Source organism: Yoonia sp. TsM2_T14_4 (genome assembly GCF_049602355.1).
Classification (GTDB): Bacteria; Pseudomonadota; Alphaproteobacteria; order Rhodobacterales; family Rhodobacteraceae; genus Yoonia; species Yoonia vestfoldensis_A.
The window spans coordinates 686,575-703,141 of sequence record NZ_CP187137.1 but is presented as its reverse complement, the minus strand read 5'-3'; the positions used below and the strand labels follow the sequence as shown (position 1 = coordinate 703,141).

The 16,567-nt window shown below is 63.1% G+C and carries 14 protein-coding genes; 1 reads left to right on the top strand and 13 read right to left on the bottom strand.

Features of this window, described 5'->3' with window-relative positions; genetic code table 11:
• Positions 1-55: 55 nt before the first annotated feature.
• The 12 genes from recN to ftsW all read right to left on the bottom strand — a co-directional run bounded on the left by recN (position 56) and on the right by ftsW (position 13,805).
• Entirely contained in the window at positions 56-1,705 is a 1,650-nt protein-coding gene (gene recN / locus ACPF9B_RS03345; RefSeq protein ID WP_424179231.1) for a DNA repair protein RecN, read from the bottom strand.
• 36 nt (positions 1,706-1,741) lie between these two features.
• Entirely contained in the window at positions 1,742-2,566 is an 825-nt protein-coding gene (locus ACPF9B_RS03340) for an outer membrane protein assembly factor BamD (RefSeq protein ID WP_424179229.1), read from the bottom strand.
• Positions 2,567-2,710: 144 nt separating this feature from the next.
• Positions 2,711-3,628 carry a UDP-3-O-acyl-N-acetylglucosamine deacetylase gene (lpxC, locus tag ACPF9B_RS03335; protein ID WP_424179227.1) on the bottom strand — a complete coding sequence of 306 codons (918 nt, stop codon included), beginning with the start codon at positions 3,626-3,628 and terminating at the stop codon, positions 2,711-2,713.
• Positions 3,629-3,836: 208 nt separating this feature from the next.
• Complete coding sequence (gene ftsZ / locus ACPF9B_RS03330) at positions 3,837-5,411, bottom strand: cell division protein FtsZ (RefSeq protein WP_007205396.1); 1,575 nt, start codon at positions 5,409-5,411, stop codon at positions 3,837-3,839.
• 177 nt (positions 5,412-5,588) lie between these two features.
• A complete protein-coding gene (gene ftsA / locus ACPF9B_RS03325) occupies positions 5,589-6,923 on the bottom strand; it encodes a cell division protein FtsA (protein ID WP_424179225.1) in 1,335 nt (444 codons plus the stop codon).
• Positions 6,923-7,813, bottom strand: a complete 891-nt coding sequence (locus ACPF9B_RS03320) for a cell division protein FtsQ/DivIB (RefSeq protein ID WP_424179223.1) — start codon at positions 7,811-7,813, stop codon at positions 6,923-6,925. The genes ftsA and ACPF9B_RS03320 overlap by 1 nt, the downstream gene beginning before the upstream one ends.
• Positions 7,801-8,679 (bottom strand): D-alanine--D-alanine ligase, encoded by an 879-nt coding sequence (locus ACPF9B_RS03315; RefSeq protein WP_424180335.1) that lies wholly within the window; start codon positions 8,677-8,679, stop codon positions 7,801-7,803. Before ACPF9B_RS03315 ends, ACPF9B_RS03320 begins: the two co-directional genes overlap by 13 nt.
• 113 nt (positions 8,680-8,792) lie before the next feature.
• Positions 8,793-9,722 carry a UDP-N-acetylmuramate dehydrogenase gene (murB, locus tag ACPF9B_RS03310; protein ID WP_424179221.1) on the bottom strand — a complete coding sequence of 310 codons (930 nt, stop codon included), beginning with the start codon at positions 9,720-9,722 and terminating at the stop codon, positions 8,793-8,795.
• 54 nt (positions 9,723-9,776) lie between these two features.
• The gene (locus ACPF9B_RS03305; protein WP_424179219.1) at positions 9,777-10,067 is read right to left on the bottom strand and encodes a UDP-N-acetylmuramate--alanine ligase; all 291 of its coding nucleotides are present in this window, start codon (positions 10,065-10,067) and stop codon (positions 9,777-9,779) included.
• Between the two features lie 59 nt (positions 10,068-10,126).
• Complete coding sequence (murC, locus tag ACPF9B_RS03300; protein ID WP_424180333.1) at positions 10,127-11,524, bottom strand: UDP-N-acetylmuramate--L-alanine ligase; 1,398 nt, start codon at positions 11,522-11,524, stop codon at positions 10,127-10,129.
• A 17-nt stretch (positions 11,525-11,541) separates the two neighbouring features.
• Complete coding sequence (locus tag ACPF9B_RS03295) at positions 11,542-12,639, bottom strand: UDP-N-acetylglucosamine--N-acetylmuramyl-(pentapeptide) pyrophosphoryl-undecaprenol N-acetylglucosamine transferase (RefSeq protein WP_424179217.1); 1,098 nt, start codon at positions 12,637-12,639, stop codon at positions 11,542-11,544.
• Positions 12,636-13,805: a putative lipid II flippase FtsW gene (gene ftsW / locus ACPF9B_RS03290; RefSeq protein ID WP_424179215.1), complete on the bottom strand. Its 1,170-nt coding sequence runs from the start codon at positions 13,803-13,805 to the stop codon at positions 12,636-12,638. The genes ACPF9B_RS03295 and ftsW overlap by 4 nt, the downstream gene beginning before the upstream one ends.
• A gap of 129 nt (positions 13,806-13,934) precedes the next feature.
• Here ftsW and ACPF9B_RS03285 point away from each other — a divergent pair, with 129 nt between their 5' ends.
• Positions 13,935-15,125: an NAD(P)/FAD-dependent oxidoreductase gene (locus ACPF9B_RS03285; RefSeq protein WP_424180331.1), complete on the top strand. Its 1,191-nt coding sequence runs from the start codon at positions 13,935-13,937 to the stop codon at positions 15,123-15,125.
• A gap of 29 nt (positions 15,126-15,154) precedes the next feature.
• Here ACPF9B_RS03285 and murD read toward each other — a convergent pair whose 3' ends face one another.
• Positions 15,155-16,567, bottom strand: a complete 1,413-nt coding sequence (gene murD / locus ACPF9B_RS03280; protein ID WP_424179213.1) for a UDP-N-acetylmuramoyl-L-alanine--D-glutamate ligase — start codon at positions 16,565-16,567, stop codon at positions 15,155-15,157.

The window sequence follows — 16,567 nt, the reverse complement described above, 5'->3', positions numbered from 1 at the left end:
TTGATAACGGGACCGTAAGGCCGCTCCAAGCCCTGATATCGGGCGCGCTTTCCGTTTAGGCCTTGATCAGCGCCTTGGCGGCTTCGCGTGCGGCATCTGTCACCGTGTCGCCCGACAGCATCCGCGCGATTTCGTCGATCCGCGCGGCGGCATCCAGCCGCACGACGGTGGACAGGGTCGCATCCGCGCGCTGGTGTTTTTCGACCCGCCAGTGGTGCCCGCCCAAGGCCGCGACCTGCGGCGAATGGGTCACGACCAGCACCTGCCCGCCCTGCGCCAGTTCCGCCAGCCGCCGCCCAACGGCATCCGCCGTCGCCCCGCCGACACCACGGTCGATTTCATCAAAAATCATGGTCAGCCCGTCGGCCTCTTGGGTCAGGCAGACCTTGAGCGCCAGCAAAAACCGGCTGAGTTCGCCGCCAGAGGCGATCTTGTTGATCGGGCCGGTCGGCGCACCGGGGTTGGTCGCTACGGTAAAGGCCACAGCATCGCCACCATCGGGGCCAGAATCGGCATCGGTGATTTCGGTCGTGAATACGGCGCGTTCCATTTTCAGCGGGGCAAGCTCTGCCGCCATCGCAAGGTCGAGCTTGCGCGCCGCGCCCTGCCGTTTGGCGCGCAGATTGGCCGCTGCAGCATCATAGGCGGCCTGCGCGCACTGCACCTGCGCGGCCAGCGCCTGCAGATCGCCGGAGGATCCGTCCAGCACGGCAAGACGGCCGCGCAAATCATCGGCAAAACCGCGTAAATCGTCGGGCAGCACGTCATGTTTGCGCGCCAGTCCACGGATCGCGAATAGCCGTTCTTCGGCCTGTTCCAGCGCGAAGGGATCGAATGTCAGCGCGTCCAGACAGGTTTCAATGGCGCGTTGGGCATCGTCCAGCGACAGCATCATCGCCTCGATCGCCGTCAGGGCGGGGTCAAGCTGACCTTCGGCCTTGTCGGCAGCGCCTTGCAGCCAGCGGGACGCATCATTGACCAGCCCTTCGGCGCCTTGCAGGCCCAAGGCTTCATGCGCGCGGACGATATCGGTGCGGATTTTCTCGGCGGATTGCATCAGGCGGCGCTGTGCGTCCAATGTCGCCTCTTCGCCCGCCTCGGGGGACAGCGCGTCAAGCTCGGCCACGGCATGGCGCAGATAATCTTCCTCGGCGCGGGTTTCGGCAACCTTGGCTTCGGCTGCGGCCAGCGCCTTGCGCGCAGCGGACAGCGCACGCCAAGCGGCCTGCGTGGTGGCCAGCTCACCTTCAGCGCCGGCGAAGGCATCGAGCATCTGGCGGTGACCACGCGGGTTCAGCAGGCCGCGATCATCGTGCTGGCCATGCAATTCGACCAATGTATCCGACAGCGCGCGCAGCACGTCACCGCTGACGCGGCGGTCATTGACCCAAGCGGTCTTGCGCCCGTCGCGGGTGTTGATCCGGCGCAGGATCAGCTCATCCTCGACCTCCAGCCCCGCATCCCGCAGGATCGCGCGGGCGGGATGATCGGTGGACAGGTCGAACCATGCCGTAACCTCGCCCTGTTCGGCGCCTTGGCGGACCAGTTCGGCACGCCCGCGCCATCCCAGCACGAACCCCAACGAATCAAGCAGGATGGATTTGCCTGCGCCGGTTTCGCCTGTCAGCACGTTCAGCCCGGGCTGGAACGCTAATTCCAGCCGGTCGATGATCAGCATGTCCCTGATGTCTAAGCCGCGCAGCATGTCGCACCCCGAAGGGCGGGAAAACCCCCGCCGTGGTTAAAGCCACTCACCCCGGATCACCTGCCGATAAATCGACGCCAGCCAATTGTCGCCCGCCGCCTCGGTCGCCAGACCGCGTCCTGTCAGCAAGGCGAAACTGGCCGCGTACCAGTCACTGGACTGGTAATTATAGCCAAGGATCGCGCCTGCGGTCTGCGCCTCATCGGTCAGGCCCAGCGACAGATAGGCTTCCACCAGACGGTGCAGCGCCTCTGGCGTATGGGTCGTGGTCTGGAAATCTTCGACAACGGTGCGGAACCGGTTGGCGGCAGCGGCGTAATTGGCACGCTTGAGGTAATAGCGCCCGACTTCCATTTCCTTGGCCGCCAGCTGGTCAAAGGCCAGATCGAATTTCGCCACAGAGGCCGCGGCATATTCGCTGTCGGGATAGGTTTCGATCACGCGGCGCAAGGCTTGCAGCGCCTCAAACGTCAGCCCCTGATCGCGGCCGATATCGGAAATCTGGTCGTAATAGGACAGGGCCAAAAGATAGGCGGCATAGGGCGCATCCTGTTCGGCGGGATAGAAATCGACGAACCGCTGGGCCGCGGCGCGGCTGTTGGGATAATCGCCATCGCGGTGATAGGCAAAAGCCTGCATGATCAACGCGCGCTGCGCGAATTCTGAATAAGGATAGAGGCGTTCAATCTCACCAAAGGTGAAGGCCGCGTCATCGGCATTGCCGGCCTCGATCTGGCGTTCGCCCAGCTCGAATATCTGCTGCGCGCTCAGGTCTTCCATCGCGACATTGCTGCCCGCGCCACTGCAAGCCACCAGCAACATCAAGGCGGCAACCGCGCCCAGAACGCGTTTGTTTTTCATGTTGCTTGTCACGTCTGCTGTCCTCTTGCCTGACTGCCGCCGCAAAGCACGCAGCGCTATGCGGTCCTGTATCGGTCTAGCATACAAAATTGAGGGGCAAAATGCCTTTTGATCCAGTGGCGATCAACAGGGCGATACCGGATATTAGGCGACCGCGACCAGATCGGCCTGGCTGACGCCGACACCGGGCAAACGGGCTGCGATATTGCTGTCACAACGCACCATGCGCCACGCATCAGGCTGGGCGAAAAGCGCGCGCAGCAACAGGTTGGTCATCGCATGCCCGGCGCGTGATCCGGTATAGCGCCCCAGAATGGGCGCACCGGCGGTGTAAAGATCACCCAAGGCATCCAGCATCTTGTGGCGCACAGCCTCGTCCGTATGGCGCAAACCGCCCGGCGTCAGGATTTTGTCGCCATCCACCACAACCGCGTTATCAATGCTCCCGCCGAGGGCAAGCCCCTGCGCGCGCATCGCATCCACGTCAGCAGACCGGCAGAATGTCCGGCTGTCGCACAATTCGCGCACGAAAGCGCCGTTTGCCATGTTCAGCGTCTTGTGCTGCCGGCCAATGGCGGCATCGGCGAAATCAATTGCAAAGTCGATCTGCAAGGTCGTCGCGGGGCTGAGCGTCGCGGTCGCCTCCCCTTGGGTCACTGTCACATCGCGCAGGATTTCGATGGCCTGCAGGGGCGCTGTGTCGGTTTGCAGACCGGTCGCTACGATCCCGCGCACAAAAGCTGCCGCGCTGCCGTCAAGAATAGGGACTTCGGCGGCGTCGATGTCGATCAGCGCGTTATGCACGCCACAGCCCGCCAGGGCGGCCATCAAATGTTCGATGGTCGAAACGGACACGCCATCGGCATTGGCCAGACGCGTGTTCAGCGGCGAAACTATCACGTTTTGCCACAAAGCGGCGATCACCGGCATTCCCGCAAGGTCCACACGGCGAAACGCAATCCCCGCCCCCGCAGACGCAGGGCGCAGAACAACCCGCGCGGGAACACCCGTGTGCAGGCCGACACCTTCAAAAACGATGGGAGATTTAACGCTGTTCTGCACGAGGCGGGACCAAACTTGTAAGGAAAGATGTGTTCCGGCCTTGGTACTGTGCAGGTGCAGCATGCTCAATTCACTCTTTGCGACGGACTGAAACATCAAGTTTCAAACCCGTTAAAAAGCGCAAGTCATTGATAAAAATGAAAAAGGCCGCATCGCTGCGGCCCTTTGTCAGTCTTGTCACACCCGTGGACCCCCACGGGGCCTGCGATCAGTTGGCCTGACGGCGCAGGAAAGCAGGAATTTCGATTCGATCCTGATCGTCTTCGGCCTCTTGTTCGGGCCGCAGGGCGGTGACCTGCGGCTGCGTGCGCGCGGGCTGTTGTGCAGGCGAGGCATCGGCCTGCGCGCCGGTCATGCGGTTGATCAACGAGTTGATCCCGAAACGCGGCTTTTCTGCTTCGGCGGCCCGTGGCGCGGGGCGCTGTTGCTGATCCGCAGGCTTTGGCACGCGGTTGACGGCGGCCTGCAAACGGGCCAGCGCCTCTGGCGAGGGGGTGCCGGGGGCCGGTGCGCGGGGGGCCACGAATGCATCGGCATCCGACAAGGTCGGCTCAGGGCGCGGCGTATAGGCAGGCGGCGGCAGATCATCAGCACGGCTCTGCGCAACGGGTGCTTCGTGGCGGGGCGCCATGATGGGGGCGTGATCGGTTTCCAGATCCTCGAACAAGCTGGGCTCCAGACGCGCATCGGCTTGGGCCGCCACGTGCTCGGCGGCAACTGGCACGGGGGCTGCTGCGACAGGTGCAGGGGCCTGATGGGCCTGCGGCAATGGCGCCGACATCGACCGGCGCGGGGTTGCATCCTCGGCACGCTTGGCCTTGGCGTCGATGCCGGTGGCAACAACGGAGACACGCATCCGGCCTTCCATGCTGGTGTCCAGCGTGGAACCAACGATGATATTTGCCTCTGGATCGACCTTTTCGCGGATCTTGTTGGCGGCCTCGTCCAATTCGAACAGCGTCAGGTCATAGCCGCCGGTGATGTTGATCAGCACGCCGCGCGCACCTTCGAGGCTGATTTCGTCCAGCAGCGGGTTGGCGATGGCCTTTTCGGCGGCCTGAATGGCGCGGTTTTCGCCCTCGGCCTCGCCGGTGCCCATCATGGCCTTGCCCATCTCGTCCATCACGGCGCGCACATCGGCGAAATCGAGGTTGATCAGGCCGGGGCGGACCATCAGATCGGTCACACCTTTCACGCCCTGATACAGCACGTCGTCGGCAAGCGCGAAAGCTTCGGTAAAGGTGGTGTTTTCATTGGCCAGACGGAACAGGTTCTGGTTGGGAATGATGATCAGCGTATCGACGACCTTTTGCAGGGCTTCGATGCCTTCATCGGCCTGACGCATCCGCTTGCCACCCTCAAACTGGAACGGCTTGGTCACGACACCCACGGTCAGCACGCCCAATTCACGCGCGGCCTGCGCGATGATCGGGGCCGCACCGGTGCCGGTGCCGCCGCCCATGCCCGCGGTGATGAAACACATATGCGCGCCGGCCAGATGATCGACGATCTGTTCGATGCTTTCCTCGGCCGCAGCCGCCCCGACGCTGGCGCGCGCACCGGCACCCAGACCTTCGGTCACTTTCAGACCCATCTGGATTTTCGAGGTCGCGCGCGATTGCTGCAACGCCTGCGCATCGGTGTTGGCCACAACGAATTCAACGCCGTCGAGTTGCTTTTCGATCATGTTGTTGACCGCGTTACCACCAGCGCCGCCCACGCCAAAAACGGTGATGCGCGGCTTCAGTTCATCGTGCCCGGGAAGGGAAAGGTTCAGTGTCATAACTCTGTCCGCCTGTTTTTGTTTTAGCCCGTCCCACCGGGCGACTGCTGCCTATTACCCCCCAGCATAGCCCTATGGTGCCGAAAGGTCACGGAAAAAACACAAATGAGGCACCAAATCTTGACGGATATTTCACCTTTTCCGCTGAATATCGTCCGATCGGCAAGATGTTGCGCATCACCAGTTGTCTTTGAACCATTTTACCGCCCGTTTCAGCGACCGCGCCGGATACCGGTCGGCGGGAATCTCGAAATCCCACCATTCGTCCTGCGGGTTTGCGGCAAACAGCGACAGCCCCACCGCCCCCGAAAAGGCGGGGCCGATGGCGGCCTGCGGCAGGCCCTGCACCCGCAATGGGCGGCCCAGACGGACCTGCTGGCCCAAGATCTTGCTGGCCAGACCGTCCAGACCGGGGATCTGGCTGCACCCGCCTGTCAGCACGATCTGCTGGCTTGGCAGATGTTCGAACCCCGCCGCATCCAGACGCAGGCGGACTTCTTCCAATATTTCCTCGACCCTTGGGCGCATGATGCCGATCAGTTCGGCACGGCTGACAGTGCGCCGGTCGCGTTCCCAATCACCGGTATCGCCGCCGATCTCGATCATTTCGCGGTCGTCCATACCGGTGGCCACGACACCGCCATAGAATGTCTTGATCCGTTCGGCAGTGGCGGCAGGAATCTGCAACCCCATCGAGATGTCAGAGGTAACGTTGTCACCGCCCATGCGCACCGAATCCGCATAGATCATGTGCTTTTTCATAAAGACCGAAATGCCGGTGGACCCGCCGCCCAGATCGACACAGGCGGCGCCCAGTTCCTGTTCGTCTTCGACCAACGTGGACATGCCCGACACATAGGCCGAGGATGCCAGCCCCGCGAGTTCCAGATCGCAGCGTTTGATGCAGTAAAAGATATTCTGAACCGCAGCCGCATCGACCGTCAGCATATGCATATCGGTGGTTAGCTTGTTGCCGATCTGCCCGCGCGGATCAGCCAGCCCCGAGCGGTTATCAAGCGCAAAGTTCACCGGCTGGGCATGCAGCACTTCGCGGCCGGTGCCGTAATCAGGCACATCGCAATTGGCCATGACCTGGCTGATATCCTGTTCGGTGACAGTACCGCCCGACACGTCCAGTTCACCCGCCAGACCATAGGACCGAGGCCGCGCGCCGGACAGGCAGGCGATGACGTGATCGACGCGGACATTGGCCATTTTCTGCGCCGCCTGCACCGCCGTGCGGATCGCGCGTTCGGTTTCCTGCATCGCGTCGATCTCGCCGTAGCGCACGCCGCGCGACCGTGTCGTCGCAGCCCCGATCACCCGAAACTGCGATTGCCCCGCCATCGAGCCGACACCATCGACAGAACGGACCCGTTCCGGCCCATCGAACCGCAGCACAAGGCAGGCGATCTTGGATGTGCCGACATCCAGCACCGCCACCACCCCGCGCTGCATCGCGGCCTTACGCATTTGCCGCATCGCCCTTTGACTGTCGTAAAGATCGCCCATCAATTGCCCGTCCCAGTTGGTGTTGTCACGCGGCGCAAAGCGGCCGCTGCATCTTCGTTCATGCGCAGGGTCGGACGGTCGGCATTGCGCATATCCACAATGGTCACGTCCCGTTCGAGCATGTCCTGCGCCAGATCAAGCGCGATCACGCGGTCAAAAGCCGCCACCGGCCCGTCGCTTGGCAGCAATATCCGCTGGTTACGATCCAGCACGATATCCCAGCGCCGTTCGCCCATCCACACCAGCCCGCGCACGCGGTCGCGCAGCGGCCCGGCGCGGGCATAAAGATCAAGCGCCTCTTGAATATGTCTTTCGGCCCCGTCGCCGGCGATCAGCGGCAGATCGGGCCGGTTGCTGCGTGTGGCAAGCGTGCCGGATTGCACGCCTTCGGCATCGATCAGGCGCAGCACAGGCCCGTCGCGCCACAAAGCCACCGGATCACGCGGCGTCACCGCGACCTGCAACACCCCCCCCGGCCCGACCCGCACGCTGGCAGAGCGCACAGCGTCCAGCGTTTCAATCCGGGCGCGGATCGCCAGCAGGTCCAGATCGAACGAGGATTGCGGGTAATCCTTGGGCAAAAGTGCGGTGACAGCAGGCAGGATCGCATCATCCGCGCCGGTCACAGTCATCGATTGCACCATGAATTGCGGGCGTTCCTGAAAACCGCGGACCGCCTGTGCGATCTGCGCTTCCAGCATGGCGCGGTTCTCGGGCTTGGCAAACCATGCCCCCGCAACCATCGAGACCAGCAGCACCGGCAGGCCGATCCGCATCGCGGCGCGCACACCCGGTGTCAGCATCAGCCGCTGATAGCGATAGCCCCATTTCGTGGGGGCCGGATCATGCGGCACATCGGCCATGGCACGGCGGCGGATCAACGATCGCATGATGCATCCTCGACCAGCCAGCGGCAGAGTTCGGGAAAGCTGATCCCGACCTTGGCCGCCTGTTCGGGGGCCAGCGACGTGGGGGTCATGCCGGGCTGGGTGTTGGTTTCCAGCAGGATCAACCCGTCAAGGCCGCGGCTTTCGTCCCAGCGAAAATCGGTGCGGCTGATCCCGCGACAGCCCAAAGCGCGGTGCGCGCGCAGGGCGTAATCCATGCAGGCATCGAAAATCTGCGCCGGAATATCCGCAGGCACCACATGGCGCGACCCGCCGGGGGCGTATTTGGCGTGATAATCGTACCAGCCATCGGTGATGATATCAGTGACGGTCAGCGCGCGGTCGCCCATCACGGTCGTCGTCAATTCGCGCCCCGGTGCATAGGTTTCCACCATCACCCGCGCGGGCATGTCAGCCGACAATTGCGGCGGTCCATTGGCGGCATCCTGCACGATATAGATCCCAACGCTGGAGCCTTCGTTATAGGGTTTGACCACATAGGGCGGCGGCATCACGTGACGCGCGCGCACGTCATCGGCATCGGCCAGAATGCTGTCCACAACCGGCAGACCGACCGCGCGGTAGATATCCTTGGTGCGTTCCTTGTCGAGCGTCAGGGCGGATGCCAGTATCCCCGAATGGGTATAGGGAATGCGCAACCATTCCAGCAGGCCTTGCACAGCGCCATCTTCGCCCCAGCGACCATGCAGCGCGTTGAACACGGCATCGGGTGCGATCTGGGTCAAACGCGTGGCAAGGTCGGGGCCGGCGTCGACCTCGATCACGTCACATTCTGCTGCCCGCAAAGCCGCTGCACATTCGCGGCCCGTGCTGAGCGATACATCGCGCTCAGCCGATGGACCGCCCATCAGAACAACAACTTTCGGGTTTGCCCTGCTCGACATACCCACCGCCTTTTGTGCGGGCCGTTTGCGGCCCGTCATTGGTTTTGCCCCTTTGGGGGCGCCGGTCTTTGCGACCATTAATCCGCGTGTCGCAAACCGACCCGCATAATTTCCCATTCTAGCGTGATCCCTTGGGAATCGTAAACCTTTTTCCGCACCAGCTCGCCCAGATCTTCCAGATCGGCGGCACTTGCCCCACCCGCATTGGTCAGAAAGTTGGGGTGTTTGACGTTCATCACCGCCCCGCCCAGCGTGGCACCGCGCAGACCGGCGGCGTCGATCACGGCCCAAGCCTTCAGTTCATGGGTATCATCGGCGCGACCTGTCGAGGAAAACCCCGCCGGATTGCGAAAGGTCGATCCCGCCGTGCGGTCCTTGGTCGGCTGGGTCGCGTCACGTTTGGCCAGTTGATCGTCCATCCGCGCGCCAAGCGTTGCAGGGTCGCCTGCGGGGGGCGCAAAAGTTGCGGCCAAAATGATCGCGCCTTCAGGCAAGCTGCTGTGGCGATAGCCCAGATGCAGGTCCGCAGCCGGCAGATCGTGCAGGGTACCATCGCGCAGAACCACGCGGACCGATGTCAGCACATCCGCCACATAAGACCCGTAGCAGCCCGCATTCATCCGCACAGCACCGCCAATACTGCCGGGGATGGTGCGCAGGAATGTCAGATCAAGCCCCGCATCCGCCGCGCGGCGCGCGACATGACCGTCCAGCGCCGCAGCCCCCGCCGTGACCATACCGCCGTCGATGGTGATACTATTGAACCCCCGCCCCAGCCGCACAACAACGCCCGGTATCCCGCCATCGCGCACGATCAGGTTGCTGCCAACCCCCATCGGGAACACCGGCACCGATGGGTCGAGTGCCGCCAGAAACGCCGCCAGATCTTCTGCATCGGCGGGCTGGAACAACATTTCGGCCAGACCGCCGACGCGCATCCATGTCAAATCGGCCAGCGGCCGCTCCGCCGTCAATGTGCCGCGCACGGGGGGAAGGTTCTGTATCATCGGGTCCATCCTTGTCTGGGGTCTTTTGCGCAAGACCGGCCCAAGATGTAAAGATCAACGAGACCTGCGGTCATCGCGGTTGCGCAACAGCTTGCCCAAAAGCGCGCCTGCCCCGCCGCCCAGGCCCGCAGGCACAACCCCCAACAGCAAGATTGCCATCGCCTGCACGGGGTGGATCCCAAAGGGTTTGGCCGTGGCATAAAGCAAGATCACAGCAACCGCGCCCAACACCGCCAAAACCGACAGGACCGGCCCGAATTTCCCCGCCCGCGCCAACCGGACCTGCACGACAAAAGGCACCAAGGCGCAAAATGTCATGCCCGCGATGATCCACAAACCACCCATCAGCGCATCCGCTTTGCCAACACAAGCGCGCAGGTGGCGATCTTGCGGCAGGTCATGGATCAGCCTTGCAGCCTTGCGGGCAAGCCATTGGCCCAGGTGCTGATCGTGCCTGCGCCAAGGCAGACGACCATGTCGCCCGGTTTGGCCTGTTCACGGACCAGACGTTCCAGATCATCCTCGGAATTGACGATGCGCGCGTGGCGGTGGCCATGCCGGATCAGGCCCGCGACCAGATCGGCGTGGCTGGCACCGGCAATCGGGTCTTCGCCTGCGGCATACACCTCGGAAATGCCGACAACATCGGCATCGTTGAAACAGGCGCAGAATTCGTCGAAATGATGCGACAACCGGCTGAACCGGTGTGGTTGATGCACCGCGATCACGCGGCCCGTGGTGGCCTGCCGCGCGGCGCGCAGCACGGCGGCGATTTCCACCGGATGATGGCCGTAATCGTCGATGATCGTGACACCGTTCACTTCGGCAACCTTTGTGAAGCGCCGGTTCACGCCGCCAAAACCGGCCAAGGCGGCGCGGATTTCATCCTTTTTCAGCCCCAGATGCCGCGCCACGGCAACAGCGGCCAGCGCATTGGACACGTTGTGATCGCCGGGCATCGGCAGGCTGCACCCTGCGATCACCTGATCCTCGGATTGCAGGGCGATGTCGAAATGCGCCACACCGGCCTTGTAGGTCAGGTTGATCGCGCGCACATCGGCCTGCGCGTTGAAACCGAATGTCACGACACGGCGGTCGGTGATGCGGCCGACCAGCGCCTGCACTTCGGGGTGGTCGGTGCAACAGACGGCCAATCCGTAAAACGGGATGTTGGAGACGAAATCGTAGAACCCTTTGCGCAGGTTTTCGATTGTTCCCCAATGTTCCATATGTTCGGGGTCGATATTGGTGACGATGGCAATCGTTGCAGGCAGGCGGTTGAAGGTGCCGTCACTTTCGTCGGCTTCAACCACCATCCATTCGCCCTGCCCCATCCGCGCGTTGGACCCGTAAGCATGGATGATCCCGCCATTGATCACTGTGGGGTCAATGCCGCCTTCGTCCAGCAGGGCCGCAACCATCGTGGTTGTTGTCGTCTTGCCATGCGTGCCGGCCACAGCGACGTTGGATTTCAGGCGCATCAATTCGGCCAGCATGTCCGCGCGGCGCACCACCGGCAGACCCGTGGCGCGCGCAGCGTCAAGTTCGGGATTGCCCGGCTTGATCGCAGAGGAGATCACGACAACCTCGGCCCCTGCCAGATTTTCGGCGCGCTGGCCTTCAAAGATCACCGCCCCCAGTGATTTGAGCCGGTCGGTGATCTTGGTCGCCTTCAGGTCGGAGCCTTGCACACGGTAGCCGTGGTTCAGCAACACCTCGGCGATGCCGGACATGCCGATGCCGCCGATGCCGACGAAATGGATCGGCCCCACATCGAGGGGCAGTTTCGTTGATGCATTCATCACGGGGGTTCCATCCATCATTTCTTGCGCGCCTCTGCCAGATTTTCAACCAATTGCACAAGCCGGTCGGTGGCGTCCGGCACGCTGCAGGCCACTGCTTTGCGCGCCATATCGGCGGCCATCGCGTCATCCGACAACAGGTTTTGCAGCGCCATCGTCAGGTTGGGCGCATTGAACTGGCCTTCTGTCATCAACAATGCAGCCCCTGCATCGACCAGTTGCCGCGCATTGGCGGTTTGTTCATCGCGCAAAGCAGCCGCAAACGGCACCCAGATCGCGGGCCGCCCGATCACGCTGACATCGGCGACAGTCGATGCGCCCGAGCGCGAGATGACCAATTGCGCCTCGCTCATCCGGGCGGGGATATCGGTGAAAAAGGTCTGCACATCGGCCGAAATTCCAGCCTCGGCGTAAAAGCGGGCGACGCGGTCCATATCCTCGGCCCTTGCCTGATGGCTGACGCGGATATTGGCGCGCAGAGGGTCGGGCAAGGCGGCGATCGCGGCAGGCACGACATCGGACATGATCCGCGCGCCCTGCGACCCACCCAGCACCAACAGCGCCATCGGGTAATCCCCCGGCGGGATGTAAGGCGCGCCCGCGCGGTCCAGCACCGATGCGCGGACCGGATTGCCAGTGTGGATGCCGGTCAAACCCGCAGGCAGCACGGTCGGCCACGTGCCGCAGGCCACCTGATCCACCCGCTGCGCGAACAATTGATTGACGCGCCCCAAGACGCCGTTTTGTTCATGGATCATCCTTGGTACGCGCAAGGCCCAGGCGGCGGTCATTGCGGGGATTGCGGGATAGCCACCAAAACCCACGACAACCGCAGGCCGGTCGCGCAACATCCGCCACTTCGCCGCCACGATGCCAGCGGCAATGCGAAACGGCACCGCGAGTTTTTGCGCCAGACCACCACGGGCGAAAGTCGCACTGCCGACGGTGCTGACCTCGACGGCATCGGGAAAGCCGCTCGTGTACCGCGCGCCACGCGCATCGGTGGATAGTTTCACGCGCCAGCCGCGCGCCAGCATCGCCTCGGCCAGCGCCTGCGCGGGGAACATATGCCCGCCGGTGCCACCGGCCGCGATGATCATCAAAGGCGCTTTCATCGGTTGGCCCGGCGCATCAGGATATCGCCAATCTCGCCTTGCGGGCGCGACCGGGTGAAGGCCAGCAACATGCCAATTGCGATGCCGCCCGCAATCAGCGACGATCCGCCATAAGACACGAAAGGCAGGGTCATCCCCTTGGCCGGCAACAGCCGCACGGCGACGCCCATGTTAATCATCGCCTGCGCGCCAAAGATACAGGCAAGCCCTGTTCCCGCCAGCCGGATGAACGGATCGCGTTCTTTCATCAGGCGCAACAGCGACCCCACGACGATGGTGGCATAAAGCGCGATGATTACCATGACACAGACCAGCCCGTATTCCTCGGCGGCGACAGCGATGATAAAATCGGTATGCGCATCGGGCAGTGACCATTTCACCTGCCCCTCGCCCACGCCCACGCCGAAAAAGCCCCCTTCGCGGATCGCATTGGTGGCAAAGCCCAGCTGCGTCGTCGGGTCAACGTCAGGCGACAGGAACCCGTCGATCCGGCGGGCGAAATGTTCGGAATTGGCATAAAACAGCGTGCCGGCAAAAAACACCGCCACGGCCAATACGATCAGCAGGGTCATCGGCGCGCCTGCCACGAAATACATCACACCCCATGCGAACATGATCAATGCGGCCTGTCCGAAATCAGGCTGGAACGCCAGCAGCAGGGCGACCATCATTGTCAGGACAAAGGAATAAAGCTTGCCGGGTGGCCCACCCAACTGGGTCGAGGCGGCCAGCAGCCACGCGGTCATCACGATAAAGCCGGGCTTGAGAAACTCCGACGGCTGCACCGATGCGAACCCCAGCGAATACCAGCGCGTCGCCCCTTTGCCGAAATCGGTGCCAAAGACCGGCAGCAACAAAAGCGACACAAACGCCCCAAAAAAACCCAAGACTGCAAGGCGGCGGACCATCACAGGTGACATCATCGACACGGCGATCATCACGGCAATGGCCGTCCCGCCGAACACCGTCTGACGCATCACATAGTGAAAAGGCTCCAGCCCGTTCTTGGCGGCCAACGGCGGGGATGCGGCAAAGCCAAGCAAAAGCCCGATCCCGAACAGGACCAGCACACAGGACAAGGTCCATTTATCAATCGTCCGCCACCAACGTGGAAGAACCGCGTCCCCGGATTGCACCGGAACCGCACCATAGACCATTTCCGTCATGGATCACCGCCAATTTGCCTCGATCGCCCGTTGTCCGGGTCTGTTGGCATCATAGACCGCATTTGCGTGCGATTCCACTGGAAAACTGCGCTCTTGCACCCGACCGCGATCCGCGCGACATCGCTGTGCATGAAAGTGCAGACATTGATCATTGGTGCCGGTGCCGCAGGCATGATGTGCGCGGCCCATGCAGGGCCGGGCGTGCTGGTCGTGGACCATGCGCGCGCGGCGGGCGAAAAGATCCGCATCTCGGGGGGTGGGCGGTGCAATTTCACCAATCTGCATACAGCAGCAGATAATTTCATCAGCCAGAACAGGCATTTCGCGAAATCCGCGCTGGGGCGCTATACGCAATGGGATTTCATCGCGCTGGTCGATGCGCATCGCATCCCATGGCACGAAAAGACGCTGGGGCAGTTGTTCTGCGATACATCGGCCAAGGATGTCATTGCGATGTTGCGCGCGGAAATGGTGCGCGCGCGCGCAGAGCTGTGGCTTGACACGCAGCTGGGCGAGATTGGCCATGACGGGACCGATTTCACCGTGACGTTGACCCGCAACGGGCGCGATCAGGCCGTGACGGCCCGCAATCTGGTGGTGGCCAGCGGCGGCAAGTCGATCCCCAAAATGGGCGCGACCGGCCTTGGCTATCAGATCGCGGCCCGTTTTGGGCTGCCGCTGGTGACGCCGCGCCCCGGATTGGTCCCGCTCACCTTTTCGGATGAACGGTTCAAGCCGCTGGCAGGCGTGGCGGCACCCGCACGGGTCACAGCGGGCGGAACCGGTTTTGACGAGGCGCTGTTGTTCACCCATCGCGGGCTGTCGGGACCTGCAGTACTGCAAGCCTCGTCTTACTGGGACGAAGGCGATCCGATCAGCGTGAACCTGACCCCCGGCACCGATCTGCTGGGCGCCTTGCAAGGCCACCGGCACAGCGATCCGCGCAAGGCACTGACAACGATCTTGTCGCTTTATCTACCGGCGCGGCTTGTCGATTATCTGGCCGAAGGGCTGACCTTGACGGGGACAATGGCCGACCAAAGCGACGCGCGGCTTGCCACCATCTGCGCAGCGCTTGCGGATTGGCAGGTCACACCGTCAGGGTCCGAAGGGTACCGGACCGCAGAAGTGACGCTGGGCGGTGTCGATACAGACGCCCTGTCATCGCAGACCATGGCGGCCAAGGCTGTGCCCGGCCTTTATTTCATCGGTGAATGCGTCGATGTCACCGGATGGTTGGGCGGGTATAATTTTCAATGGGCCTGGTCATCTGGATGGGCCGCAGGTCAGGCGATCCGGCAGGGGCAAGGCGGGTCCTGACCCACCCTACGCCGCCTGCGCATTGCCCATCAATCAGACTGACCCGCCACCGCGGCGCCGACGCAGGTGATGAAATCCGCGCCGCGCTGTTCGAAATTGTCATATTGATCGAACGACGCTGCCGCGGGTGCCAGCAGGACAACATCGCCCGGTTCAGCCTCTGCCGCGGCAAGCGCGACAGCGCGGGCCATGGTGGTGCAGACCTCTGTCGGGACGCCGGGCAATTGGCGGGCGAAATCCGCCGCCTCGCGCCCGATGACATAGGCTTTGGCGACCTGCGCCAGATGCGGCAGCAGCCCGTCCAGCCCGCCCTCTTTCTGCAGACCGCCGCATATCCAGCGGATACGCGCAAAGGCCTGCAGCGCCTTGGCCGCGCTGTCAACATTGGTGGCCTTGCTGTCGTTGACGAACCGCACACCGCCGCGGTCCGCGACCAGCTGGCTACGGTGCGGCAGGCCGGGGTAAGATTGCATCGCCGCCTCGATCGCGCGCGGGCCAAGCCCCAATGTGCGGCAGACCGCATAGGCCGCGCAGGCGTTCTGGTGGTTATGCGCGCCGGGCAATCCGGCAATGGCACGCAGGTCAATGGACCCGACCTGCCGGCCATGCCGGTATTCCGACAAAAACCCCTTGCGCGCGAAAACAGACCATGCAGCCTCGGTCAGCTTCTGCCCCGAGGACACCAGCACAACGCGGTCGTCGCCTACCCCTTGGGCCAGCTGGTTGGCCAGATAGCGGCCTTCGTTTTCATCGACACCGATCACCGCGCGGTCAGGGCCGCCTTCGGCAAACAGCCGCCGTTTGGCCGCGAAATAGCCACCGTGTCCTGCATGCCGGTCCAGATGGTCGGGCGACAGGTTGGTCAGCACCGCCACATCGGGCGTCAGCGCACGCGCCAGATCGGTCTGGTAAGAGGACAGTTCCAGCACCACAACCTCGCCATCGCGGGCGGGTTCGATATCCAGCACGCCGCGCCCGATATTGCCCGCCAGCTGCGCAGGTCGCCCGCTTTCGGCCAATATGTGGTGGATCAGCGCCGATGTGGTGGACTTCCCGTTTGATCCGGTGACGGCCACGACGCGGGGGGTCGTCTCGAACCCGTCCCAATCGTCGGTGGCAAAAGACCGAAAAAACAGCCCGATGTCATTGTCTACCGGCACGCCTACGGCCCAAGCAGCGGCAATAGCGGGGTGTGGCGCAGGATAAAGATGCGCAATGCCCGGGCTGACGATCAGCGCCGCGACACCGTCATAGGACGCCGTTTTAGTCAGGTCGCGCAGCGCATAGCCTGCGGTTTGCGCCAGATCACGCCCTGCTTGCCCGTCATCCCAAACCACGACATGCGCACCGCCCGCCTGCAAGGCCTGCGCCGCGGCACGCCCCGACAGGCCCATGCCCAGCACCGCGACGATCGCTCCGTCATATCCGCGCACCGGGATCAT

Excerpts from the sequence above, each read along its gene's own strand:
- recN (WP_424179231.1), bottom strand. The coding sequence starts at position 1,705 with ATGCTGCGCGGCTTAGACATCAGGGACATGCTGATCATCGACCGGCTG.
- ACPF9B_RS03340 (WP_424179229.1), bottom strand. The coding sequence starts at position 2,566 with ATGAAAAACAAACGCGTTCTGGGCGCGGTTGCCGCCTTGATGTTGCTG.
- ftsZ (WP_007205396.1), bottom strand. The coding sequence starts at position 5,411 with ATGACACTGAACCTTTCCCTTCCCGGGCACGATGAACTGAAGCCGCGC.
- ftsA (WP_424179225.1), bottom strand. The coding sequence starts at position 6,923 with ATGGGCGATCTTTACGACAGTCAAAGGGCGATGCGGCAAATGCGTAAG.
- ACPF9B_RS03320 (WP_424179223.1), bottom strand. The coding sequence starts at position 7,813 with ATGCGATCGTTGATCCGCCGCCGTGCCATGGCCGATGTGCCGCATGAT.
- ACPF9B_RS03315 (WP_424180335.1), bottom strand. The coding sequence starts at position 8,679 with ATGGGCGGTCCATCGGCTGAGCGCGATGTATCGCTCAGCACGGGCCGC.
- murB (WP_424179221.1), bottom strand. The coding sequence starts at position 9,722 with ATGATACAGAACCTTCCCCCCGTGCGCGGCACATTGACGGCGGAGCGG.
- ACPF9B_RS03305 (WP_424179219.1), bottom strand. The coding sequence starts at position 10,067 with ATGGGTGGTTTGTGGATCATCGCGGGCATGACATTTTGCGCCTTGGTG.
- murC (WP_424180333.1), bottom strand. The coding sequence starts at position 11,524 with ATGAATGCATCAACGAAACTGCCCCTCGATGTGGGGCCGATCCATTTC.
- ACPF9B_RS03295 (WP_424179217.1), bottom strand. The coding sequence starts at position 12,639 with ATGAAAGCGCCTTTGATGATCATCGCGGCCGGTGGCACCGGCGGGCAT.
- ftsW (WP_424179215.1), bottom strand. The coding sequence starts at position 13,805 with ATGACGGAAATGGTCTATGGTGCGGTTCCGGTGCAATCCGGGGACGCG.
- ACPF9B_RS03285 (WP_424180331.1), top strand. The coding sequence starts at position 13,935 with ATGAAAGTGCAGACATTGATCATTGGTGCCGGTGCCGCAGGCATGATG.
- murD (WP_424179213.1), bottom strand. The coding sequence starts at position 16,567 with ATGATCCCGGTGCGCGGATATGACGGAGCGATCGTCGCGGTGCTGGGC.